The 23,205-nt window shown below is 52.6% G+C and carries 17 protein-coding genes; 10 read left to right on the top strand and 7 right to left on the bottom strand.

Annotated features, from left to right (window positions below):
* Nucleotides 1-33 precede the first annotated feature (33 nt).
* From MRY86_RS21700 to MRY86_RS21685, 4 genes are all read right to left on the bottom strand, one after another.
* Nucleotides 34-741, bottom strand: a complete 708-nt coding sequence (locus tag MRY86_RS21700) for a hypothetical protein (RefSeq protein WP_293563774.1) — start codon at nt 739-741, stop codon at nt 34-36.
* A complete protein-coding gene (locus MRY86_RS21695; protein ID WP_293563775.1) occupies nt 738-2,285 on the bottom strand; it encodes a hypothetical protein in 1,548 nt (515 codons plus the stop codon). The genes MRY86_RS21700 and MRY86_RS21695 overlap by 4 nt, the downstream gene beginning before the upstream one ends.
* An 89-nt stretch (nt 2,286-2,374) precedes the next feature.
* The gene (locus MRY86_RS21690; protein ID WP_293563777.1) at nt 2,375-2,956 is read right to left on the bottom strand and encodes a penicillin-binding protein activator LpoB; all 582 of its coding nucleotides are present in this window, start codon (nt 2,954-2,956) and stop codon (nt 2,375-2,377) included.
* 97 nt (nt 2,957-3,053) lie between these two features.
* The gene (locus MRY86_RS21685; protein WP_293563779.1) at nt 3,054-3,359 is read right to left on the bottom strand and encodes a hypothetical protein; all 306 of its coding nucleotides are present in this window, start codon (nt 3,357-3,359) and stop codon (nt 3,054-3,056) included.
* Nucleotides 3,360-3,593: 234 nt separating this feature from the next.
* Here MRY86_RS21685 and MRY86_RS21680 point away from each other — a divergent pair, with 234 nt between their 5' ends.
* The 3 genes from MRY86_RS21680 (at nt 3,594) to MRY86_RS21670 (ending at nt 6,257) form a co-directional block, all read left to right on the top strand.
* On the top strand, nt 3,594-4,823 hold the full coding sequence (locus tag MRY86_RS21680) for a class I SAM-dependent rRNA methyltransferase (protein ID WP_293563781.1): 1,230 nt from the start codon (nt 3,594-3,596) through the stop codon (nt 4,821-4,823).
* Nucleotides 4,824-4,865: 42 nt separating this feature from the next.
* Complete coding sequence (locus MRY86_RS21675) at nt 4,866-5,174, top strand: hypothetical protein (RefSeq protein ID WP_293563783.1); 309 nt, start codon at nt 4,866-4,868, stop codon at nt 5,172-5,174.
* A gap of 90 nt (nt 5,175-5,264) precedes the next feature.
* Nucleotides 5,265-6,257, top strand: a complete 993-nt coding sequence (locus tag MRY86_RS21670) for a hypothetical protein (protein ID WP_293563785.1) — start codon at nt 5,265-5,267, stop codon at nt 6,255-6,257.
* A gap of 78 nt (nt 6,258-6,335) precedes the next feature.
* On the opposite strand, the gene MRY86_RS21665 is transcribed toward MRY86_RS21670, so the two are convergent.
* Nucleotides 6,336-7,259 carry a pseudouridine-5'-phosphate glycosidase gene (locus MRY86_RS21665; protein ID WP_293563787.1) on the bottom strand — a complete coding sequence of 308 codons (924 nt, stop codon included), beginning with the start codon at nt 7,257-7,259 and terminating at the stop codon, nt 6,336-6,338.
* Nucleotides 7,260-7,454: 195 nt separating this feature from the next.
* Between MRY86_RS21665 and MRY86_RS21660 the strand changes: the two genes are divergently transcribed.
* The 3 genes from MRY86_RS21660 to MRY86_RS21650 all read left to right on the top strand — a co-directional run bounded on the left by MRY86_RS21660 (nt 7,455) and on the right by MRY86_RS21650 (nt 10,088).
* Complete coding sequence (locus tag MRY86_RS21660; protein ID WP_293563789.1) at nt 7,455-8,768, top strand: hypothetical protein; 1,314 nt, start codon at nt 7,455-7,457, stop codon at nt 8,766-8,768.
* 103 nt (nt 8,769-8,871) lie between these two features.
* A complete protein-coding gene (locus tag MRY86_RS21655; RefSeq protein WP_293563791.1) occupies nt 8,872-9,465 on the top strand; it encodes an archaeosortase/exosortase family protein in 594 nt (197 codons plus the stop codon).
* Nucleotides 9,462-10,088 (top strand): hypothetical protein, encoded by a 627-nt coding sequence (locus MRY86_RS21650; protein WP_293563793.1) that lies wholly within the window; start codon nt 9,462-9,464, stop codon nt 10,086-10,088. Before MRY86_RS21655 ends, MRY86_RS21650 begins: the two co-directional genes overlap by 4 nt.
* A 182-nt stretch (nt 10,089-10,270) precedes the next feature.
* On the opposite strand, the gene MRY86_RS21645 is transcribed toward MRY86_RS21650, so the two are convergent.
* Nucleotides 10,271-12,166 carry a tetratricopeptide repeat protein gene (locus tag MRY86_RS21645; RefSeq protein ID WP_293563795.1) on the bottom strand — a complete coding sequence of 632 codons (1,896 nt, stop codon included), beginning with the start codon at nt 12,164-12,166 and terminating at the stop codon, nt 10,271-10,273.
* 505 nt (nt 12,167-12,671) lie between these two features.
* Between MRY86_RS21645 and MRY86_RS21640 the strand changes: the two genes are divergently transcribed.
* The 4 genes from MRY86_RS21640 to MRY86_RS21625 all read left to right on the top strand — a co-directional run bounded on the left by MRY86_RS21640 (nt 12,672) and on the right by MRY86_RS21625 (nt 21,623).
* On the top strand, nt 12,672-13,349 hold the full coding sequence (locus MRY86_RS21640; protein ID WP_293563797.1) for an OB-fold-containig protein: 678 nt from the start codon (nt 12,672-12,674) through the stop codon (nt 13,347-13,349).
* A 43-nt stretch (nt 13,350-13,392) separates the two neighbouring features.
* Nucleotides 13,393-15,516, top strand: a complete 2,124-nt coding sequence (locus MRY86_RS21635; RefSeq protein ID WP_293563799.1) for a flotillin family protein — start codon at nt 13,393-13,395, stop codon at nt 15,514-15,516.
* A gap of 242 nt (nt 15,517-15,758) precedes the next feature.
* Nucleotides 15,759-20,585, top strand: coding sequence for a DNA repair ATPase (locus MRY86_RS21630; protein ID WP_293566390.1), 4,827 nt, complete (start codon nt 15,759-15,761; stop codon nt 20,583-20,585).
* Nucleotides 20,586-21,296: 711 nt separating this feature from the next.
* Complete coding sequence (locus tag MRY86_RS21625; protein ID WP_293566389.1) at nt 21,297-21,623, top strand: hypothetical protein; 327 nt, start codon at nt 21,297-21,299, stop codon at nt 21,621-21,623.
* Here MRY86_RS21625 and MRY86_RS21620 read toward each other — a convergent pair.
* Nucleotides 21,613-23,046 carry a hypothetical protein gene (locus MRY86_RS21620; protein ID WP_293566388.1) on the bottom strand — a complete coding sequence of 478 codons (1,434 nt, stop codon included), beginning with the start codon at nt 23,044-23,046 and terminating at the stop codon, nt 21,613-21,615. The genes MRY86_RS21625 and MRY86_RS21620 overlap by 11 nt on opposite strands.
* Nucleotides 23,047-23,205: the final 159 nt, after the last annotated feature.

The following is a 23,205-nucleotide window of genomic DNA, read 5'->3' as shown; positions in this document are numbered from 1 at the left end:
ATACAGCCCAAAGGGTGAAATCCCAATATAGTCTTAGAACTTCAGCCCTACGCTAAACTGTAGAAAATGGGCATCTGCATTCCGGGTGCCCAGGGTGTTCTCCTGATAACGGTAGCCAAAGGAGGCCACATAAGCCATATTTGGATTGACCGAGCGCTGAATACCGCCACCAATACCAAACATAATGCCCCCCTCTGTTGCCTCGTCCAAAAAGCCAAGCCCATAGCCAAGGTCGCCGTAGAAGAAGGGCGCCCACTCGGTAAGCGTTGGATAATACCGGACATCTGCATAAAGCGGTACGAGCTCGTAATCACCATACCATTCCACACCTACCCCAAGTCCCAGGCTGACACTTCGATTGATGTGGTAGCCATTGACGGTATGGATCGCAAAGTAATCTTCATCATTATTCATGGCCCGTTCATCGCCTATTGTCCCAATGCCAAAACCGTAGCCCAGAGTGGTGATATTGGTGAATCCCTCTCCGTCGTGGACGATGATTTTGTTCTTCAGGTTATCATGCGGGACTTCCTCCCGGACAATACGGCGGACCTCATCCGGTGAGAAGGTGTAGACATCACTTTCGGTTGTCATAATTTGTACGCCATCCGCATCCATGGGTTTAATGATGGAGCCTTTGATGACTTGTCCGTTTTTGAGGTAAATGACGTCCATTTTGTCTTGCCCAAAGGCCGCAACGGCCATCAGGGTCATAAAGCAAGTGAGCAGTATCGTTCTCATGGTTGTACAGGTTTTTGATTTTTAGTGGCAGCCGGTTGCAATACACGGCTGTCGGGTGTCGTAACATGCCTGACCTGCAGCCTGCCCTCACCGTTGAGGCGCAGGTAATGCTCTTCCAGGCGTTGATTGTATTGGTTGTAAAAGGTCACTCGGATTTCATTAGCGCCCCGTTTCAATGGTACTCGCTGATAGTGGATTTCGGCAGGCAGGGTCTGCCACGACCGTATGTCAGCACGCTCGGTAGCGGCGTTGACGATGCTCATTGTGGTGCCCAGGATCAGGCCCAGTGTTTCGTCATACTCCACGTCCTCATCATTGTCTTTATCCTCGTCTTTTGATTTTTTCTGCTCTTCATTTCCATCGTCATCCTCATCGTCGTCCTCCTTTTTGGTTTTGATGGAACGCAGGCCCGCCTCCACGGCTTCCTTGGCGGCCAGGCGAATCAGGGCATTGGCCAGCTCCCGCCCAAAGCGGTCGCGCAGAGACTGCTCCGCTACCACATTGAGGTCTTCGAGCATTTCCATGCGCTGTAGGCCGCCCGGGTATTTGATATCTGCACGATGAAGTGGATACTGACGTGGCCGGAAGGCCGGCAGTGCCAGCCGAATGGTATTAATGCCGGCGAAGCCGTTGTATTCGTTATAAATGTCTTCTCCAAAATCGTACTCCATGCCCATGCTGTTGTTCACAAAGCGGACCTGCGAGCGGTCGCCCTGCCGCATCACATCAAACCCGATGATGTTTTCTTCCTTGACCGGCCCCTGCCCGTTTTCCCAAAAGAGCACGAGCGAGCCGCCTTCGCCCACATCATCTTTGCAGCGTGGGTCGAGGAGTCTGCGGTAGCGGCTCGCATCATTGGCAAACCCAAGCTGATCCGCCATGCGCACAAGGTCACATTTGAGCTGCTCGGGGATTTGCACGCCCATATAGGGCTGTACTTTGCCCTCCTGAATGAAAAGCTCCGCCGCGTTGCGGTAAGCGATGAAGGCATTGTTCCACTCTCCGTTCATCTCATAGCTCAGGCCCATGATAATATGCCCGAGCACATCATCATGATATTTCAGTGGTTTTTCGGGTACGGCGTCGTTGAGTTCCTGTAGGCGGATATTGGTCCGCCGGGCTTCGACGCGGGCCGCTGACACATCATTCAGCTGAAGATAGTTCAGGCTTTTGAGGTAATGTACAGCGATATTCTCAAAGTACTCTGTGCGGTAAGGCAATACCCGTGGGTTGCTGACTACGGCCAGCCCCTGTGAGCCGATGGAAGCTCTTCTGTCTTCGATGAGGAGATCAGCCTTATTGAGGTATTCATTGCTCTTTGCAAGATCGCCCTGCATACGAGCCAGCGCCCCCAGCTCCAGGTAGCGAAGTACTTCGTTGCGGTCTTTTTTATAAAACCGCTTGTTTTCGATCAGGCGAGTGGCCTCTTCAAAGTTGCCGGCTTCAATGCGGTCATTGTAGAGTATCCGGTAACGCTCGAAGGAAGCACAGGAGGTGAGCCCACCGGCCAGGATAAACAGCGACAGTAGGTAAAGGTATTTCATGGGCGTGTCAGGTTGGGGCGAGAAAAAGCAGGGAAAACAGGGGCTGATCACAGGGAGCAGCCCCCGAACTAACAGATTCAGTCCTTCTGTTAATTTTTCACAAACTTCTTGATCTTCTTGTCTCCAATCCAGACCACCTCATTGGTCTCCATGTTGGTCAGGGTCATGTCAATCTGATAGTAGATGACTTTTTTGCGCTTGTAGGCGTCCATAATGGAGTTGATGGAGCCCTGCAGCATGTAGTCCGCGCCGACTTCAAGCCCCCAGCTTTTCATAGTAGACTGGGAAGCGTTATTTTGCTGATCGGCCCGCTCACGGCGGATTTGCTCGCGCTTGGCACCGCCCTGTACGAGACGTACCCGGCCGCTTTTGACGAAAGCTTTCTCCAGTTCCTTGATGAAGACTTCCGCTTCGATATGTTCATGGGATTTGTTTTCCACCATACCAACGATGACCACCGGTTCTTCCCCGCTGTTGTTGCGCTTGTGGCGCTCCAGCCAGGGTTGCCCCATGATTTCGGAGACCAGTTCGGCAGCAGTCAGGCGGGCATCAGTGTCATTCCAGCGGCCGCTGAGGTCAACGGTAGTGTCGGTTTCAATACGTTGTACCTGCCGGTTGCAGGAGGTGCTGAGAAGGATAGCGAAAAGCAAAAGAGGAAGGAAGGGTTTCATGTAGATTGTGTTTTGGTGTGAGGTGCATGCCAGACTGGTAAATACGATCTGGCACGCACCTGTTTCGTTTTGTTAATTTTAGAAGGTCTGCCAGAGTTTACCAGCCGTACCAGCCCCAAGGGCGGCGTGGCGCAATAAACTGTGGGCGGCGTGCCCGTTCGAGGCGGAGCTGCCGGCGGAAGTCGCGGCGTTCCTGACGGCGGGCTTCTTTGATCAGGATGGGGTCGTAGGCTTCGTAGGTCTGATCCATCGTCACGCCCATGGTATTGGCGTGGTCAGTGGGGTTTTCCGTTTGGTACGCTTCGTAAGCCAACTGTGCCCGCGGGTTCTGATCAGCAGATTGTGCTGTAAGAGTCAGCCCGGAGACCAGGGCGAAGGATAATGCGAGCAGTTGCTTTTTCATGGCTTTTGTTTTTGATTACACTTCAAATATAGGGGCTTTACCCATACGATGCAGGGCTTTAACGGAGGGTTAACGCAAAGCCGGGCAATTTAATAGCCTGCTAACTGCCGCAAGCTGAAGAATCTTAAAATTGTTAAGATTTAACAGTTCCTGAAGCGGATGCAGCATCCGTTTTGTTCAATAAACCTGCGATGTGCCTATCGGAATAGAACGGGCAGTGCCTACCTTTGCCACATGGACACATTAGCACATTTGCCAAACCCACCTGCCCAACGACTGGCCATCCAAGTCAAGCCGGCCGCAGAGCGCGCCCTGCGGCGGGAGCATCCCTGGGTTTTTGAGGAAGCCATTACTAAACAAAATACCAAAGGCATAGCTGGCAGCCTGGTGATTATTTTTGACCGTAAAAAGGATAAATTTCTGGCAGCAGGTTTGTATGACCCCCACTCTCCTATACGGATTAAAGCCCTGCAGTTCGGTCAGCCAGCGCGGATTGATGCCCTTTGGTTCTCAGGCAAAATCGAGTCAGCCTATGAACGGCGGAAGCCCCTCCTGGAAACCGATACCAACAGCTACCGGTTCCTATACGGTGAGAATGACGGGCTGCCGGGCCTCGTAGCAGATGTGTACGATCAGGTGCTGGTCCTCAAGCTTTATTCGTTTATCTGGCTGCCTTATTTAAAAGCGGTACTGCCCCCGCTGCTCCGTTTGAGCGAATGCACCACTGTCGTCCTTCGGCTGAGCCGCAACCTACAGGCCCGCCCTGATCTTTGCTACGGATTGTCTGACGGTCAGGTTATTCACGGCACGCTGGAAAAGGAGGAAGTTCTATTTCGGGAACACGGGCTGTTGTTTTCCGCTAATGTGGTAAAGGGCCATAAAACCGGCTATTTCCTCGATCACCGGCACAACCGAAAACGCATTGGAGAACTGGCGAAAGAGAAAACCGTTCTTGACGTCTTCGCATATGCAGGAGGCTTTTCCGTACACGCTCTGGCAGGAGGCGCAACAGCCGTAACCAGCCTGGACATCAGCGCGCAAGCCCTCGAGATGGCTGCCCAAAACGTAGCCCTAAATCATTTGCAAGGCCGCCACCGGACACTAGCCGGCGATGCCTTTGAGCAGATGGAGCAGCTGAGCCAAACCGGGCAGCGCTTTGATATTGTCATCGTTGACCCACCGTCTTTTGCCAAACAACGCAGTGAACGGGAAAAAGCCCTACAGGCTTACCGTCAACTTGCTACACTGGCAGCCGGAATTGTCGCGCCGAATGGGTTGCTCCTCCTCGCTTCCTGTTCAAGCCGCATTACAGCTGCGGCCTTTTTTGAAGCCGTACTGGAAGTGCTGGACAATCACCCCCGACAATTCCGCGAAAGCAGGCGCACCTACCACGATACAGACCACCCCATTGGTTTCCCGGAAGGGGCCTACCTGAAAGCCATTTACATGGAAGCTCAACAGTAGGGCGAACATGGTCCCGAAACAGCCGTTTTACCAGAAAAGCCAATGCGACATTTTGATAACCTGGTAGAAGCTACCCAGACCCTGAAAAAAGAGGGATACGACCACGAATTTACCCTAAAGCGCGACCGCATTTATTGCGAAGACTTAAACAAGGCATTCACCCCTGACCACTTTGAGGTAGAGCAGGTGCTCCACTTTGAAGGTGCAGACAGTAGCCCTAATACACGCTCCACACTATTCCTCATCAAGACAGATAGTAATGATAACGGCACCCTGATCGAAGAGGACGGAATGTACGGCACAGATAACGTTTCTCCCCAACTACTGGAAAAATTTAAGCAGCACAAATAGGGTCTTCATAGTTGGGTGATGTATTTTTGATGCGCTGCTTTCCCCTCCACTTGCAGCGCATTATACATCATTCTCAAACTGAACAGATTTATGAAGCATCCACTACTCACTACGCTGTACATTTTCCTGCTTGTCTTAGGGCTTACCAATTGCCAGTCCTGCTCCTCAGAAGGCGCTGTGGCATCTGATCAGCAGGACACCACCGCTGTAACTACTGAAGCAGACCCAAGGCTCGATTTCACAATGGTCCCTGGCACACGTGTAGGTCTTGTTGACCTGAAATCCGCTACTGCCGCTGATGTATTGGAAGCTTATGGTGACTTTGCACTGGAAGACAGCATTCACCTGGGCGAGGGTATTTTTGAGCCAGGCATTGTCCTGTTTAAAGATAGCAAAAACCAAGTGGATTTGTACTGGGATGCGGCAATGGGTTCCGATCGCCCCAGCTATGTTAGCATCTATGGCAAGGACGGGCAATCTGACTGGTCAACCCCCAACGGTATTACCATTGGTACTACTCTTGAGGAAATGCAGGAACTCAATGGCGAACCGTTTGAATTGTACGGCTTTGGCTGGGACTACGGTGGCTACGTCAGCGACTGGAAGGGTGGAAAACTCACCGGTCAGGGGCTGAGCATCCGTTTTGAGCCAGGTGCAGGCGGTGAGACCGCCATGGAGCTCGTCGGCGATGTCACGCTGAGCAGCGACAACCCGGCATTAAAACCCGTAAAAGCAAGCGTCAGTGAGATTACGCTCAGCGATCCTTTACCCAATCTGATGGCCATGATGCAGGGCGGCTGGCGCTCGACAACCGACGAAGGATACGAAATCATTATCGAGGGTGACCAAATCAGCCATTACAACAATCAGCGGCTGACTTATTCCTCAACGATTGAGGCGGATCCCGGCTGCCGTTCGGAAGCTTGTGCGGTGACCGGCACGGCTCCCGAAGGCTTTTGCTTTATCGAAAAAGGTCAGTATGATGCACAGTGCAACCTGGTTATCAGGGCGAATACAACTACTTTGGAATACACTGCCATTGGGGCTACGGGCGGTTCATTAGTATTTGAAAGGGTGGATTAATCCCTCGGGTGCCCTTATTGGTTTACGGACCAATGAGGGCATTTTTTCCTACTTGAAAGTGTGAAGGCATAATAACCCTTAAGACAAATCACTAAGGGCAACACTCACCGCCCCTGCTAAGCGCGCATTATTCAGCACCAGTTCAATATTTGCCTGCAAGCTATCGCCACGTGTCAGCTGTTCAATACGGGAGAGTAAAAATGGCGTCAGCGCTTTACCGGTAACACCTTGCTGCCCTGCCTCTTCGATCGCCTGCCCGATAACCCGTTCCATCTCTTCCCGCGGCATGGCAAAAGCTTCCGGGATGGGATTGGCTATAACTGCGCCCCCGCGCAGCCCAAGCTGCCACTTGGTATGCAGTACCTCCGCAACTTCCGCCGGCGACTCCATCCGGTAGTCCACAAGCAAACCACTTGTACGGGTGTAAAAGGCTGGCAGTTCACTTGTCTGAAAGCCCAGCACCGGCACGCCCATCGTTTCCAGGTATTCCAGCGTCAGGCGCAAATCGAGGATTGACTTGGCTCCGGCACAAACCACTGCCACATCCGTCCGGGCCAGTTCCTGAAGGTCTGCAGAAATATCCATAGTACGCGCCGCACCCCGGTGCACCCCGCCTATACCGCCCGTAGCAAATACCCGGATGCCTGCCAGCGCTGCGATAATCATGGTGGCAGCTACCGTGGTTGCGCCGTCCACTCCCCGCGCAACCAGCACCGGCAAATCCCTGCGGCTGACTTTGGCTACAGCCGTACCCTTTTTGCCCAGGTATTCAATTTCTGCTTCGGAGAGCCCCGCCCGCAACTGTCCACCGATCACCGCTATGGTTGCGGGTACGGCGCCGCTTTCCCTGACTGTAGCTTCCACCCGCAGGGCCGTTTCCACATTCCGGGGGTAGGGCATACCGTGGGAGATGATGGTGGATTCCAGGGCGACAACGGGTTGGCTGTTTTGCAGGGCGCCAGCTACTTCCTGACCAAATTTTACATCCCGATTATTATGCATAAGCTTGATTTATTGCACTAGCAAACAGCATTTACATGACAATTACACTAAAAGAAAAGCTACAAAATAAGGTTTTGCTTATTTTATATCTTTCAAAACCGTACCTTTACAAATATCTAAATTGTAATACAAAAACACTTGGAAGAATAATTCCATTTTGTCTAGATACATTTGCTATTAACAAATCATACACCGATGAAAAAATCACTATTCCTTTTTAGCCTGCTATTGGCTTCGGGGTTAATGCTCACTTCCACTTTGGATGCGCAAACCACCGTTTATTCCTTAGGGTCTCCGGTAGAGGAACTTTCTCCACTGCTCAAGAGCACCCCGGGCGTATGCCCAACTCCTGCCGCAGCCACTGCGGTTTGTGATTGCCCAAGTGGTTATGTAGCCGTAGGCTATGAAGGCGTGGAAGGCAATGGCTACGGAGCAATGGTGCTCAGCCAGTTTCAATTGCGTTGCCGCGAATTAAATGCTGATGGCTCCCTTGGCGCTGTGGTTGAAGTAACCTGTGCTAATGGTTCTGACCCTGGAAATTCGCCAGATGGGCCTGCCGATGCTGCAACGGGTGAAGCACTGGTTGGATTTGAAGTCCGTATTGGCTGCGCCATTGATGGCATTCAGGGCTTTTCAAAACCTATCGCTGACATCGGAGCCGCAACGCCAAACTCCAGCAGTACTGCTGTGGCTTCTATTGGCGGAATGGGCGGTAGTGCCCAACCTGCTGTGTTTGTACCCGATGGGAATGTCATTGTAGGCATGCAAACGTATGAGGACCCGGGCAACAACATCTCCGCTGGTGTAGCATGGCGGTATGCGCCAATTGTTACCAGCCAGGTAAGTGGTTGTAATATCACCAGCATAGCTTTGGCTAATGCATCAGCTTGTAACGACAATGGTACTACAGACGTGGCATTTGATGATTTCTTTACTGCGGATGTTGTCGTGAACTTCGTGGATGCGCCATCTACAGGTACTTTAGATTTATCTGGCGCAAGTGCCAGCCAATCCGTGAGCGTAGGTTCTATTGGCGCTACCTCTTATACTTTCACCGGTGTACAACTGCCAGCTTCCGGCGGTAGTATTTTCCTCAGCGCTGCCTTTTCTGATGATGCTGCTTGTTCACTGAGTGCAAATGCAGGAACAGGCCCAGATAATTGCTCTCCAGATGCAACCGATATCCCAACGATGTCTGAATGGGGGCTTATCCTGCTCACGCTCATTATCTTTACGTTAAGCGTTGTATTCGGCACACAGCATCAGCGTGCATTAGCGATGGCGAACGGCGGGGCTTACACAAGCCGTCAGCGTTCCCGCCTGCCATTTGACCGTAAGGCATACTTCCAGGTGCTTCCAGGCATTTACCTGGCGATTGCTGCTGTATTTACCGCTGCTATTGCCTTCTTTGGGTACGAATTGACGAATGCGGATATCCCAGGTGCACTGCTTTCCGGTGCGATCGTTGCTTATCTTGTTCATTATGTCAAAAGTGGCTCCAAGCACTAAAACATAAATTTGAACACCTTAATCAGGTTGTTTAAATTCCGTTCATCATTCCATCATAAGCCATCATTAGTTTCTAATGGTGGCTTATGTCATAATTTTGGGCATGTCTGCAAAAAAACGTAGAAAGGCTGGGAAAACACCCCAGCAATCTAAGCGCCTCGGCCAGCGTATACAGGCCTGGTTTCAGGACAGGAACCCGGTCCTGAAGTTTTTGCTGGGCTTCACAGGCTGTATGGGAGCATTCTACCTGTTTTACTACTCTGGCTTGTACAGGAACTACCTGGAGGCCCCGTTCCTGAACGCTCAGGCCAGATTGGGCAATGCCTTGCTGCAGCTTTTTGGGCAAGATACTATTGTGACCGGATCGACGATTGGGAGCGATGCGTTTTCCGTAAATATCAAAAACGGCTGCGATGGTCTGGAAGCAACAGCTATTTTGGTCAGCGGCATCCTGATTTTCCCCGTTTCCCTACGAAAGAAATTTACCGGGCTGGGCTGGGGCATCCCCATCCTGTTTGTTGCCAATATCTTACGGATTGCAGGACTCTATCTTTCAGGGAAGTTTTTCTCTAAATCAGTGTTTGATGTCCTGCACATTCAGGGTGGATTCATTCTGTTCACGTTGCTAAGTGTGGTACTTTGGTTCATTTGGATGAATTGGGCCACTAAAGCAACTGTCAAATCGCTCCCCTCATGAAGCCAATCCTGATCGCCGGGCTGAAATATCTGCTCTATTTTTGCCTGTTGTACGGTACACTGACCGCCATCAGCCTTATTCCTCAGGTTGGTCATACTTTAAACAGCATCTACCGTAAGCCCACGGAGGCCATACTGAAGAAGACCTTCCCTTCGGTCTACCTTCATTTGAAGGCAAACGAGGCAGACGCTGACATTATTCAGGTGGAATATATTTCCCAAAAACGACTGGCCGAAATCAGGCAATCGGCAGGCCGCAATACCGTAAAGGTGCAGGGTAAATTCTATGAGTTCTACTTCTACAACACTTTCCTAAGCTTTTACATCTTCTTTTTGGCTTTGATACTGCTCTCCCCTCTACCCCGCAAAGAGATGGCCGTCGGGCTGATTGCTGGTACGTTACTTTATTATCTATTTTCCGTTTTCAGGGTCATCATGGCATTGGCGTTTTTCTTCAATAACCCGAGTGCCGATATTTACCACGCCAGTGAATTTTGGGTATCAGTCATCAAAGGCATCAATGAATTCCTCACACTGGGTATTAACATGCTGGTGGTCATCATACTTTGGGCAGGGCTTGTCTTCCGGAAAAATAACTGGCGAAAGCTGCTAATAGATACATAGCTGCACTTTTTTACTCAACCCGGATTATCGGCATAATCATGTAAGAAAGCAGGACAAATTCCTGCTCCAGACGTATCGGCTTAAACATCAATTCTTAAGAAGAGTACCATCCTTCTGTTTCGCACTGTTCTGAAGCTAAAACCTTCTCCATCATTAGAAAACCAGGCTTTTTCTTCTGCCGCTTATTGAAGTATAGCCCTTGCCCGTTCGGATTGCGGATTGAGCTGCAAGGCCCGTCTCGCCATCTGTTGCGCCTGCCCGGTTTTGCCGGCTAGCGCATGGACTTCTGCCAAATCTTCCAATAGGGTCACATTGTCCGGGCTTACCTCCAGCCCGTAATTCAGGTACTGTAGCGCCAAAGCATATTGTTTCTGCTGTTTAGCCATTAATTCATACCCTGCCCGATGGTAAAACTGCGCCAGCCGCTGTCCATTCTCTCTCCCATTCAGGTAGACCATATATTGATCGATGAAGTTGACATGCCGGGCACTTAGTATCTCGTAGAACCCTTCCAACAGCTGATCCAGGTCCCTGTTCTGCTGATACAGCCCACCAAGCAAACCTCCCTTGCACGTGAGTGCATCAGAATAAGTCGGGTATATTTCCAGCGCCCGGTTCACATAAGGAAGGGCTTCCTGATACGTAGCCAGTTGCTGCGCGCCCTGCTCCTGCAAACCTCGCTGGTACAGGGAATAAGCCATATAGCTGTTTGCCCGCGCACTGTTGGTTGACACTTTAATTGCAGCACGATTGAGGCTCATCGCATCTTTCCAGGCAGGGAGGCGTTCGTAGGTTTTTCCAGCGTAGGCTAAAGCAGTAACCAGTAAAATACCCAGACCGGCTTGTTTGGCCCATGAATACCGGCTTTGCCAGGCAGGCAGCCGGATGAGGAAGAGATAAGCCCATAAAGTGCAAAAACCCAGGGAAGAAACGTACACAAACCGCTCGTTCATCGGAGCGCCCACTGAAATGACGATATTGGATACAATGGACAGGGTAGAAAAGTAAAACAGAATGCTCCAGGCTGGAATGGATCGCTTCCGGAACGACCGGATGCCCCAGCCCAACAGGGCCAGATTGGCAGCAAGTGAAACCAGGACCCGCCAGTCCACCCAATTAAGAATGGGTACCTGATAAGGGTAGTAATCGTGCGTGAGCGGGTGCGGAAAAACCAATAGCTTCAGGTATTGCCCCAGGGTATAAGTGATCGTTGCATACTTTTCGGCTACGCTCGTCTCCACGTAGGGGTCGTTCATAATGCCCGAAACGACCAGATCGGGATTGTACAAATACCCCACCGCATTGACCCGGATCAGCAAATACAGCCCAAAGGACAGCAATAGGGGCAATACACTAACAGCCGTGGTTTTGAGGCTAGCATTAGTGAACAAATAGATACTTAGCGGGATTACCGCCAGGAAAGTCACTGCGTTTTCTTTGGCTAGTAGAGCCAGTAAAAAGAGCCCGCCTGATAGCAGCAGCGCAAACCAGGACTGTTGTTTGGCATAGCGGAGGCTGAAGTACAACGTGCTAAGGGAAAGCAGTAGCACCAGTATTTCATCCCTCCCCTTGATATTCGCAACCACCTCGGTATGAATGGGGTGGAGCACAAACAGCAGCGCAATCCAAAACGGCAGCCTTTCGTACCAAGCCTGCCCCTTTTTTCCCGGGATTAGGACGGCCAGCAACCGGAAGATCAGCAGCCCGGTCAGACTGTACAAAAGGACATTGATCAGGTGGCTGTTGCCCGGATTCAAGCCGTATAATGCATACTCTACCGCAAAAGTAGCAATCGACAAAGGCCGGTAGCGGGCACCGGCTACCAGTTCCTGCTGTTTACCCAAGTAGCCGGTAAAACTATCCGTTGTGAAAATATCACCGATGCCGTCCAGCCCCTTTTTTACGAAGTTGTTCTCAGACAACACCAGAACATCGTCCAAGACGTAGCCGAACGTGCGCGTAGTGGCGTACAGTAAAAAAGGCAGGGCGAACAACAGCAGCCCAGGCAGTGCATAGCGCCGCCAAAAGCCCGAACGTTTAGCTTTGGCTTGAGCCCTCTTGGGTACCTGCTTTTTCATTTTCCGTTTTGCCATAATGATCCAGGTTGATATATCGCTGCTCAAAATAGCAGTTTTTTTTGCAGCTGGTTTCAATGCGTGAATGTGTTTTCACCCCAGCTTGCTCAGCAGGCCAGCCCAGCTTATTTACGCTGCGGCTAAATAGTTACCCGGCGTACAGCCCATTTTCGTCGTAATTTCATACAGCTTCGCCGAGGAAAATCGAAAAATCTCCTGATTTTAACACATTTTAAGACTGTATTCGGAAATACTCCGGTAAGAAACTGAAATTTCCGAAATTATATACTGAAGATTAGGAAAGAGCACCTCCGCTCTTGGCTAAACTCGGAACAATAGGGTCGAGCGTTACAGCAAAACGCATCGGACGAGTTTATGCCGACACGAAATAGTCCATTTGGATACCATTTCGTCGTCGGTATAGCGCCTCCCCGACACCAACAACATCATTGTACAACCTTGCTTACAGCGGTCTCTGTGCCTCTGCAAGCTTGAAAATGGTATGCCTATGCAAGACTTACTCAACGCTGCAATGGCAGGCGTGAACCTGCCCTTTACCTTGCTGCTGGGCCTGGTGGTCCTGTACTGGCTCTCCGTCATCTTCGGAGCGGTGGACCTGAGTGCTTTCGACTTTGATATCGATGCTGAGGTGGATGTGGACGCAGACGTGGATACCGATGTGGACGCCGGCGGCATGAGCGGCTGGTTTGCCGGAGCACTGCACTTTTTCAACTTCGGGCGTGTACCCTTCATGCTGATCATCACCGTGACGGTGCTCACCGCCTGGGTGCTCGCCATTTTGGGCAACCACTACCTCGGGCACTACAGCCTGGGCTATGCATTGGCTACGGCAATTCCCATCCTGTTCATCGGACTGTTTGCCGCCAAGGTGGTTACGACGCCCTTCGTGCCGCTCTTCGAGCAAATCAGCAAAGAAGCCCAGCCTATGGACTACATCGGGCAGGCCTGCGAGCTCATCCTGCCCGCCAGCTTCACGCAAATGGGGCAGGCACGGGTACAGGCTGAAGACGACGAGCTGCTCATCTACGTTAAGACCGCTGTTCCGGAGCTACAGCTGCCGAGCGGTACCAAAGCCATCGTCTCCCGGGCCGCGCCCGATGGCAGCCACTACCTCGTCCGGGCGTACCCGGAGGAGGACCCGCCGGAGCGCAGCACAGTGCTGTAAAATCCGACTTCATTTTTTGACCAACCCTTAAAATCGTAACATAATGATCTTACTCCAAAACCTGGCCGGCCCTCTGGGCTGGGCCGTACTCGGCATTAGCCTGCTGGTGATTTTTGGCCTCATCGTCATGCTCATCAGCTGGTACAAAAAGGTGCCTCAGGGCAAAGCCATTATCCGTACCGGCGTGGGCGGCACTAAAGTCGCCATCGAAAACGGCATCATTGTAGTGCCCGGCATTCAGATGTACGAAGTGATGGACCTCAGCGTCCGCACCATCGAAATCAGCCGTATGAAAGAGGATGGCCTCATTTGCAAGGACAATATCCGCGCCGATACGAAAGTCGTCTTTTTTGTACGCATCAATAAGGAAGTAGCCGACATCAAAAAGGTCGCGCAGTCTATCGGCTGTCAGCGGGCCTCCGATACGGCGACGTTGCGGGAGCTGTTTGAAGCCAAGTTTTCCGAAGCCATCAAAACGGTGGGCAAGCGCTTCGACTTCGTAGAGCTCTACGACAGCCGCGAGAAATTCAATTCGGAAATACAGAACGCCATTGGGCTCAACCTGAATGGCTACATCCTCGAAGATGCCTCCATTGACTACCTGGAGCAGACCGACATCAGCTACCTCAAGGAGAACAACATCCTGGACGCTGAGGGTATCAAGAAGATCACGGAGCTCACCGCCCAGCAGAAGGTGAAGGCCAACTTCATCCGCCGCGAGGAGGAGAAGACCATCACCGAGCAAAATGCGGAGGCGAAGGAAGCCATACTGGAATACGAGCGCCAACTCATTGAGAAAGAAGAGCGGCAGAAGCGCGAGATTGCTAACATCAAGGCACGGGAAGCTGCCGAGATTGCCAAGATCAATGAAGAGGAGCGTCTTCGCTCCGAGATGGTCCGCATCAAGACCGAAGAAGAACTGCAGGTAGCGGAAGAGAACCGCATGCGGCAGGTCATCGTTGCCCTGAAGAACAAAGAGCGCACCGAAGCCATTGAGCAGGAGCGCGTAGAGAAAGACCGTATGCTGGAGCGCACCGAGCGCGAAAAGATCGTCACCCTGGCGGAGATCGAGAAGCAGCGCGCGGTGGAAGAGGAGAAGAAGAACATACAAGACGTCATCCGCGACCGCATCATGGTCGAAAAGAAGGTGGTCGAGCAGGAGGAAGTCATCAAAGACACCAAGGTGCTGGCCGAGGCCGAGCGTTTGCGGAAAAAGGAAGTTATCCAAGCACAGGCCAAGGGCGAAGCCACCGTCATCGAGCAGCAGAAGCTGGCCGAAGCCGCCAAACTGGCCGCCGAGATCAACGCCGAGAAGCTCCTGATTGATGCCGAAGCGGAGAAGAACGCCGCCGAGAAAGAAGCCGAAGCCCGCAAGATTCAGGCCGAGGCGACTGCTGCCGAGGAGGCCACCATCGGATTGTCCGAAGCGCAGGTCATCGAGGCCAAGGCAAAAGCCAAAGAGCTGGAAGGCAAACTGGAAGCCAGCGTGCTGGAGCGCAAGGCACAGGCTGAAGCCATCGGCATAGAAGCCAAGGCAGAAGCACTGCGCAAGCAGGGCCGTGCTGAGGCAGAAGTGGCCGATGAGAAAGGACAAGCCGAAGCCCGCGTACTGGAGCTGAAGTTTGCGGCTGAAGCTAAGGGCATCGAGCAGAAAGCCAACGCCATGAAGGAGCTGGACGGCGTAGGCCGCGAGCACGAGGAGTTCAAGCTGCGCCTGGAGACCGAGAAGGAGATTCAGTTGGCCAATATCAACGTCTCCAAAGACATCGCCAACGCACAGGCGGGTGTCCTGGGCGAGGCGATGAAGCACGCCAATATCGACATCGTCGGAGGCGAGATGCAGTTCGTCAACAGCATCCTCAATTCCGTACAGCGCGGCAAGAGCATCGACGGCCTGCTCAACCACAGCAGCCACCTGAACAGCCTGAGCCAAAACCTGCTGTCTTCCGCATCCGGCAACGGCGAGGGCCTGCTCCCCCAACTGGGCAACCTCATCCGCCGCGCCGGCCTGACGATGGACGACATCAAGGACCTGACCCTCACCGCTCTGCTGCTGCGCCTCGGCGAGCAGTCCGGCACCGTGGAGGAGAAAAGCCTGCTCAAGCGCCTGACGGCCAAAGTGGAGGAGCTGGGGCTGGGGGCGCTTAGTGCGGGGCAGTTGCTCTAGGGGAATTCCAGGGTAGGCTGAGGTTGAGGTTAAGGTTGAGGCAGACACGGCATGTACTCCGGGCGCGGCAGCAAGCTGCCTTTATCCTCTGAGGGCGATAGGCAGCTTGCTGCCGACCCGGGCGTATACGTTAGCTTTGCCTCAACCTCATCCTTCTCTGGCCGACGTAGCTTCAGCGAAGTTGGCAGCCTCCTCCAGGGGGCTCCATAGCCGCCCATTTCAAACCAACAAAACCTCAAATAATGACGCAAACCACCACCTACGATATCATCCGCAACCGCCTGCAGCAGCAAGCCGATGAGCTGCGCAACCGGCTACAGCAGCTTAATACCGCCCGCAGGGACGTCTTCGGCGCGGTGGAGAGCGCACTGATTGCCAACGACCGCATCACGACCGGCAATTACTGTACGGCGCGCGATATCGTGGCGGTAGGCGAGCACTGCATCCTGGGCTACAATGTCCACCTCGGGTTGCGCACCGGCATACAGCTGACGGACGTCTTCAGCATTTACCGCTTCCACGGCAAGGGGTTCGAGGAGGCCGGGTTGTCGCTCTTGCAAAAAGAGGAATTTCAGACCGACTTCCACAACCTCTACCGCTACTACAAGGAGGCTTACTTTGCGCGCTTTGCACAGCGGGGCCGTCACCTGTACATGATTTTCAACCTTAAGCCGGGCGGCACGGACTTCAAAGCCTTCAAGTGGCTGCGCACGGACGAGGGCTTACTGTACGTTGATAACCGCTCCGATCAGGAAGTACGCTTTCCCAATCAGTATGAATTCCGCTGGCAGCAGGCCGGGCGGGACGAGCAGCGCCACGGTCGGCACCCGCATGTCTCCATCCTCGACCGGGTATTTGTGGAAACGACCGGGGGCGACCTGACCATCAAGGTAGAGGACAATACCGATGACGGGCGGGGCATTTACACCGAGCCGGTAGAGTACAAAGACCAAACCCTGGACGATGCGGAATTTGCCTATGCCGACCTTGGGCATCTTATTGCCCTGCGCATCAAGCCCTATCAGGAAGACTACCGCTACTTTGTTTTCAATGAGAAGATGCAGAGCATAGAGCGCGTAGCGGCACTGGCAGATTCCGGCGTACTGCTGCCCGATCAGCAGGGCCTCATCTTTGCCAATGGCTACTACCTGCAAACGGGGGAGTACAAGCTTTTCGACCACTCTCCGACCGGGCTGCTGTTCAAAAAGCGGATTGCTTCGCCCAATGGGGAGGACTTCCTGTTTGTGTTCTACGGAGCGGACAGCGGCACCTATCTGCTGCTGCATTACAACATCATCAATCAGGAAGTAGCCACGCCTATCGTCTGCAATGGTTTCACCCTTTTCCCAAACGGAGAGCTAGCCTACTTCAAAGCCGAGGAAGAGCCTACCAAGCACCACGTGCTGCAGATTTGGCAAACGCCTTTCCTCGAAGGGGAGGTCATCCCTTCCGAGCATACGGATGCCTACCTGTACAAAGTAGGCAACAAGGACATCGTGCGCGCTATGGCCGAGTGCCAGGAGATCCTCACCCTTACGGGAAAAGAGGACGCCTACGCCAATCTCTACGATGAGCTCGTCAAGCGCACCACCGATGTACTCGACCGCTACTACTGGATCGATCAGCCGGACGCTTTCCAACTGGATGCGCCCCTAAAAGCCTTACGGCAAACGGCCAATACAGCCATTGAGGAATACGAGAAAAAAGTAAGTGCACAACGGCGCGATCAGGCAGAAATGCAGCGGGTGGAAAAAGAAGCACAGGCACGCTTTGACGCCATCCGCCGCGCTTCCTTCGACCGTATTGAGGACTTCGTGGCCAACCTGGCCGGGCTGCGGGCACTCCGGGGAGACATCGCCGGGCTGCGCGAGCTGCGCTATGCCGACATAGAGCAAGTGGATGCACTGGAGGAGCAAGCCCAAAAAGCGCAGTCGCAACTGGCAGAAGACTGTGTAGCCTTTTTGCTGAAAGAGGATGCCCTGCTCCCCTACCACAAGCAGATTGAAGCCGAAGCCGCCCGCATTCCCCAATTGGAAACGGCCCGGCAGGCAGCGGAACTGGAAGCCGCCTTTGATGAGATTGGCAAGGCCCTGGAATTGCTCATCGAGATCGTCAGTAACCTGAAAATCGAGGATGCGACGCAGACCACCCGCATCATTGATGGCATTTCTGCCCTTTTCACGCTGCTCAATCAGCATAAAGCGGCGGTGAAGCAGCGCGGGAAGCAGTTCCGCACGCAGGAGTCCAAAGCCGAGTTCGATGCACAGCTCAAGCTGCTGGATCAGAGCATCATCAACTACCTCGACCTGGCCGATACGCCGGAGAAGTGCGACGACTACCTCACCAAGCTGATGGTACAGCTGGAAGAACTGGAAGGCAAATTTGCAGAGGTGGATGCCTTTATCACCGAGCTGTCCGTCAAGCGGGAGGAGGTCTACGCCGCCCTGGAGAGCCGCAAGAACAGCCTGGTGGAAGCCCGCAACAGCCGTACCGCTAATTTGGCGAAGGCCGCCGACCGCATCCTGTCCGGCATGCAAAAACGCGCCGCTGCCTTTAAGGAGGAGGCCGAGGTCAACAGCTTCTTCGCTGCCGATCTGATGGTGGAAAAAGTACGCGATCTCATCCGCCAACTGCAGGAGCTCGATGACAGCAACAAAGCCAATGCCGTACAGACCCAACTGAAAACGCTGAAGGAAGACACCCTGCGCAGCCTGCGCGACCGCAAAGAGCTTTTCGAGGAAGGCGAGAACATCATCCGCCTCGGGCAGCACCGCTTCTCCGTGAATGTGCAGCCGCTGGAGCTGACTGTGGTGCAGGACGACGGGCAATTGTTGTACCACCTCACCGGCACCAACTTTTATGAGCCGATTGAGGATGAGGCGCTGTTGCACACCCAAGCCGTCTGGCAGCAAAGCCTGATTTCGGAAAACCCGGAGGTCTGCCGCAGCGAGTACCTGGCTTACCAGTTGTACCGGGAGCATCCGGACTGGCCGGTCAAAACAGGGGCGCTGCTACCGCTCGTAACTAAGGCCGCCGGGCAGCGCTACTCGGAGGGCTACACCAAGGGCATCCACGATGCTGACGCTACGATTATGCTTTCTACGCTGCTGGAAATGAGTCAGGGTATCGGGCTGCTGCGCTTCCCGCCCACTGTGCGGGCTTGCGCCAAAAGCTGGTGGACGGCCTTCGTGGAAGCCGACCGTAAGGCTCTCCTCCAAAAGCAGCTCAAGAGCGCCGGCGAAATTCTGGAGCTCTTCCCCAATACCCGGGAATTTGATTACCTCATCGAGGAATTGACAGAAGACCTGCAGGCTTTTGTGGATCACACCCGTTTGTTCCCGGCCTTCACCGTGGAGCGGGCCGCCGAGTACCTGTTCCGCGAGCTGGCACAGGACGACCACTTTGTCATCAGTGCAGAAGCCGGGCAGCTGTACCGGCAGTTTGTAGACCTGCTCTCCGGTAAAAAAGCCCTGAAGCGCTTCAAGCAGTCACTCGATGCCCTGCGCGAGCGCCCCCGGGAGCGTTACCTCCTCATCCGTAAATGGGTGCATGCTTTTCTGGAGGAGCAAGGGGAGGCGCAGTGGCTGCCGTATCAGGAGGAAATTGCTGCGTTGTTGTTCGCAGATGATTTTGAGAAAACACGGGTGATCGAATTACAGACCAGCCGCCAACTGAAGGGACTGCGGAGTGACCACCCTGTGCTGAAGGAAGGCCGGTACGAGCTCAACTTCCATGCCTTCATGGACAAGCTGGAGCGCTACTGCGGGGAAACCGTGCCCCTGTTTGAGCAATTCCAAAGCCGGAAGCGGACGATCACGGCGGAAGCGAAAGAAGCCCTGCAACTCGACAGCTTCAAGCCCCGGGTGATGAGCAGTTTTGTGCGCAACCGCCTTATTGACAAGGTGTACCTGCCCCTGTTTGGTGACAACCTTGCCAAGCAGATGGGCACGGCGGGCGAGCAGGCCCGCACCGACCGCATGGGCCTGCTGCTGTTGCTGTCCCCTCCCGGCTACGGCAAGACCACGCTCATGGAATACATCGCCAACCGCCTGGGGCTCATTTTTATGAAAATCAATGGCCCGGCGATCGGGCATCAGGTGACCTCCCTGGCACCGCAGGATGCCAATAGCATGGCTGCTGCCAAAGAGCTGGAGAAGCTGAACCTAGCCCTGGAAATGGGCGATAACGTCATGCTCTACGTAGACGACATACAGCACTGCCATCCGGAGTTCTTGCAGAAGTTCATCTCCCTCTGCGATGCGCAGCGCCGTATTGAGGGCGTGTACAAAGGCAAGGCGAAAACCTACGACTTGCGGGGCAGCCGCTTCGCTGTGGTCATGGCAGGCAACCCCTACACGGAGAGCGGTGACCGTTTTCAAATCCCGGACATGCTGGCCAACCGCGCAGACATCTACAACCTGGGCGACATCATTGGGGATTCTGCAGCAGCCTTCAAGCTCAGCTATCTGGAAAACGCCCTGACTTCCAACTCCACTCTGGCGCAACTTGCCGGCAGGAGTATGAAGGATGTGCACATGCTCATTCAAAGCGTGGAAACCGGGCAGCTCGAAGGGTTGGAGTACGAAGGCAGCCACAGCGCACAGGAGCTAGCCGATTACCGGAAGGTGTTGCAGTTGCTGCTAAAAGTCCGGGATGTGGTCCTGACCGTCAATCAGGCGTACATCCGTTCGGCAGCGATGGCGGAGGACTACCGCACAGAGCCGGCCTTCAAGCTGCAAGGCTCCTACCGCAACATGAACAAGCTGGCGGAGAAGATCGCCCCCATCATGAACGAGTCGGAGCTGCGTACCCTGCTTCTCGCCCACTACGAAGGCGAAGTGCAGACGCTGACCTCAGATGCAGAGGCCAACTTCCTCAAGCTGAAGGAACTGCTCGGTTGGCTGAGCCCCGAAGAGGCAGCGCGCTGGTCGGCAATTAAAACGGCCTTCCAGAAAAAGCAGCGCTTCGGCGGGGCGGACGGCAGCGACCGCATGGCGCAGGTCATCGCACAGATGGATGCCTTTAATGAGGGGCTGTCGGGGATACGGCAAGCCTTGGAGGCGGGGTAATTGGAAGTAAATACCTGCAGAGCGGGCAGAAAAACTGCTCTGCAAAAGAGAGTGATGATGCACTTTATCGCGGAGGCTGGCTGGAAGGTCAGTCTCCGCTTTCTATTAAACGGTTAAGCAAAAAGCCGAAGCCTTACTGGCTTTTCCTCTGAACGAAAAAACTTCAAAAAATCATGATTGGTTGGGAACGCTTTCATTTCCCTTGCCGTTGACATTTATAACACTGCAACCATCTCACCATTTCTTACGGATAAAAAAGATTAAGTATTTACTTTTTATCTTTTCACCTATCCATTTTACTAACAACATACAAGAGGCTACTATATCTGCACCTATTACTGTACAATGATGCAGTACGCCTTAAAGCGGAAAACCAAAGCAACAAATTTACCGGATTACTACGCTGAGTCAGAACCACGCGCCTGCTCAGGGCTGAACTCCTTTTGCCAAAAGCCCGGAATCAAGCCCCTGACAAGGCAAGCGTAACGCTGGCAACAGCCTGGCTTATACCCACAAATCAGCATACAATGTACGTGATGTAAAACCCACGGTGCAAACAGATAGCAATTACCTGCGAAAGAAGTACACCAAGCGGAAACAGGCTTAGGCAAAGGCTCAAAAAGCTGAACCGGCCTAACCTGCGATGCCTGCCCAACGGCAAGGCCACACCGGGCAGGCCTGAACTACCTATTCTTTCATTTCAAACTTACTATGATGAAAACACTATTGCAATTTGTAACGGTTTTAGGTCTTTTTTTACCCATGAGTACACCCGATGGGTCCGGGGCACTGCCAGAAGACACGCTGGGAGGTAATGTGGGAAATGAAGACAACGTAGTCTTAATTACGTCCACCAATGACCCGAGCGAGGACATCCTCAACATTGAGCTGTACAAAGCTGGCGTACTCAAGCTTACGATCACAGGCTGCGGCAGTAATTATTGCCGTGATGGCATTTCCAGTCTTGGCACAGGAACGTATCAGGTCATCGTGACTACTGATGCAGGTTCCTTCAGCGGCACAATAATCAAGACGTAGATTTCGCTTTGGCGAGCAGCCGCTCACCCCAAACCTGATCAATCAGTGGCCAGCCTTCTATCCGCTCAGCGGTGAGAGGCTGGCCGCTTTGGCTACAGTCCAGCAAATCATCAAAGAAGCTCAATATCTGCTGTTGTATAGCCGATGAATACTGGCTCCGGCTTACATACCCCCGGATACTTCGGATTTGACGCTCTAAAGCTACAAACTCCCCATTTTCAAAATAAATCTTGCTCAGCACTTTATCAGAGCCAATTCTCATAACAAAATTGGAGTAACTGGTTTTGCTGTAAAGCACAGAGCGCTGAAAAGCATAAATGTTGTCCTGCGCATTCGATAGGTTTCCTCGATATAAAGCTAAATAAGCTAATGAAAAACGTTTGAATGCTTTCCGTTCTTTTCCTGAAGCCAAAGCCACTTTATCCCAGTTCCGCTCCAGGAAACCTGCAAACCAGTCTATATTCCCGGAAATCACCGCAGCACCCATAACACCATTAATTCTGGCCAATATGATAACATGTCCGTCACTCAAGTGAAGGTTACTGTTTTCAAGGCGTATCATAATCCGGACGAGCTCTGCTGCAAAGCGGCGGTCTTTGTGCCGGTTTATGCGACCCACACAGTAATTAAATAATTCCGTCCAATATAATTTTTGGTAAATGTGCGCTACTTCCTTATCGAAAGAGTTTTGTTCCTTGGTAATTTCAAAATACTCTGCTGGCGGGCATTGATCAAGAAGCCGGATTAATTTACCAAAATGCTTAATATTTTTATCTCCTGTGTTGTCTACGATAGCTTTGACCCTTTCACGAATCTCTTCAACTTCAGAATCGCTTCCTCCGAACACTTTTATCTTACCGTAAGCCACAAAAAGCAGGCTCAACCGCATATATCCGCTAAATTTATCCAGCGCATCATCCCATTTTTTAAAGACAGCGCGTGCCTTTTGAGGGTCATTCTTTTCCTCCTCAGAGAAGGCTTTGATCAGGATATACTGCCCCAGCGCCTCTCCCAGATAAGGCCCAATAATTTGTTCCTCATCGCTTTGGTGCTCCTTTTCCAGCTCCCGCAGATGGTGATCAAGGTGTTTCCTAAGCCCCAGGTGATCGTATTTGCCCGCCAGCAGGATGTGCTTGAGGCGGGGTTCTTTATCCAGTGCATCTAGCAGTAGAAATCGCTCCAGCGCACGCAGCACGCGGGATTTAAATTTATTGGCAGCTAGCGGCTTCATGTCATTGGCTTCCCAGAACGCGGCCTCTCCCTGTGGAAACTTCCGGTTGATGATTTCTTCTACATACCGTTGTGCCAGTTCCTGATCATTTTGTGACAGGTTGTTTTCCTTTAGTCCCAGTGTTGTCAGAAAACTACGTCTATCAGCTGGCTTAAGCCGGTCAAATACCTCGTACAGCTTGCTTTTCCGCATCTATTGCAAATTTTATTTAGAATAAAATTAATAACAAATCCCTGAAAAACAATTTTTTAAACATTAAAATACATGGACAATACGCACCGCTACCAGGATTAATCCTATGTATGATTTTGCAAGCTGGCCTAATTTCATATCGCATTATTTAAGTAATGT

The organism is Phaeodactylibacter sp., from assembly GCF_022763345.1.
GTDB lineage: Bacteria > Bacteroidota > Bacteroidia > Chitinophagales > Saprospiraceae > Phaeodactylibacter.
The sequence above is the reverse complement of the archived record's forward strand: the minus strand, read 5'-3'. Positions and strand labels throughout refer to the sequence as shown.

Bases quoted from the DNA above. Each gene is read 5' to 3' on its own strand.
- MRY86_RS21680 (WP_293563781.1), top strand. From the start codon at position 3,594: ATGGACACATTAGCACATTTGCCAAACCCACCTGCCCAACGACTGGCC.
- MRY86_RS21700 (WP_293563774.1), bottom strand. From the start codon at position 741: ATGAGAACGATACTGCTCACTTGCTTTATGACCCTGATGGCCGTTGCG.
- MRY86_RS21665 (WP_293563787.1), bottom strand. From the start codon at position 7,259: ATGCATAATAATCGGGATGTAAAATTTGGTCAGGAAGTAGCTGGCGCC.
- MRY86_RS21685 (WP_293563779.1), bottom strand. From the start codon at position 3,359: ATGAAAAAGCAACTGCTCGCATTATCCTTCGCCCTGGTCTCCGGGCTG.
- MRY86_RS21635 (WP_293563799.1), top strand. From the start codon at position 13,393: ATGATCTTACTCCAAAACCTGGCCGGCCCTCTGGGCTGGGCCGTACTC.
- MRY86_RS21620 (WP_293566388.1), bottom strand. From the start codon at position 23,046: ATGCGGAAAAGCAAGCTGTACGAGGTATTTGACCGGCTTAAGCCAGCT.
- MRY86_RS21640 (WP_293563797.1), top strand. From the start codon at position 12,672: ATGCAAGACTTACTCAACGCTGCAATGGCAGGCGTGAACCTGCCCTTT.
- MRY86_RS21655 (WP_293563791.1), top strand. From the start codon at position 8,872: ATGTCTGCAAAAAAACGTAGAAAGGCTGGGAAAACACCCCAGCAATCT.
- MRY86_RS21670 (WP_293563785.1), top strand. From the start codon at position 5,265: ATGAAGCATCCACTACTCACTACGCTGTACATTTTCCTGCTTGTCTTA.
- MRY86_RS21675 (WP_293563783.1), top strand. From the start codon at position 4,866: ATGCGACATTTTGATAACCTGGTAGAAGCTACCCAGACCCTGAAAAAA.
- MRY86_RS21630 (WP_293566390.1), top strand. From the start codon at position 15,759: ATGACGCAAACCACCACCTACGATATCATCCGCAACCGCCTGCAGCAG.
- MRY86_RS21650 (WP_293563793.1), top strand. From the start codon at position 9,462: ATGAAGCCAATCCTGATCGCCGGGCTGAAATATCTGCTCTATTTTTGC.
- MRY86_RS21645 (WP_293563795.1), bottom strand. From the start codon at position 12,166: ATGAAAAAGCAGGTACCCAAGAGGGCTCAAGCCAAAGCTAAACGTTCG.
- MRY86_RS21625 (WP_293566389.1), top strand. From the start codon at position 21,297: ATGATGAAAACACTATTGCAATTTGTAACGGTTTTAGGTCTTTTTTTA.
- MRY86_RS21660 (WP_293563789.1), top strand. From the start codon at position 7,455: ATGAAAAAATCACTATTCCTTTTTAGCCTGCTATTGGCTTCGGGGTTA.
- MRY86_RS21690 (WP_293563777.1), bottom strand. From the start codon at position 2,956: ATGAAACCCTTCCTTCCTCTTTTGCTTTTCGCTATCCTTCTCAGCACC.
- MRY86_RS21695 (WP_293563775.1), bottom strand. From the start codon at position 2,285: ATGAAATACCTTTACCTACTGTCGCTGTTTATCCTGGCCGGTGGGCTC.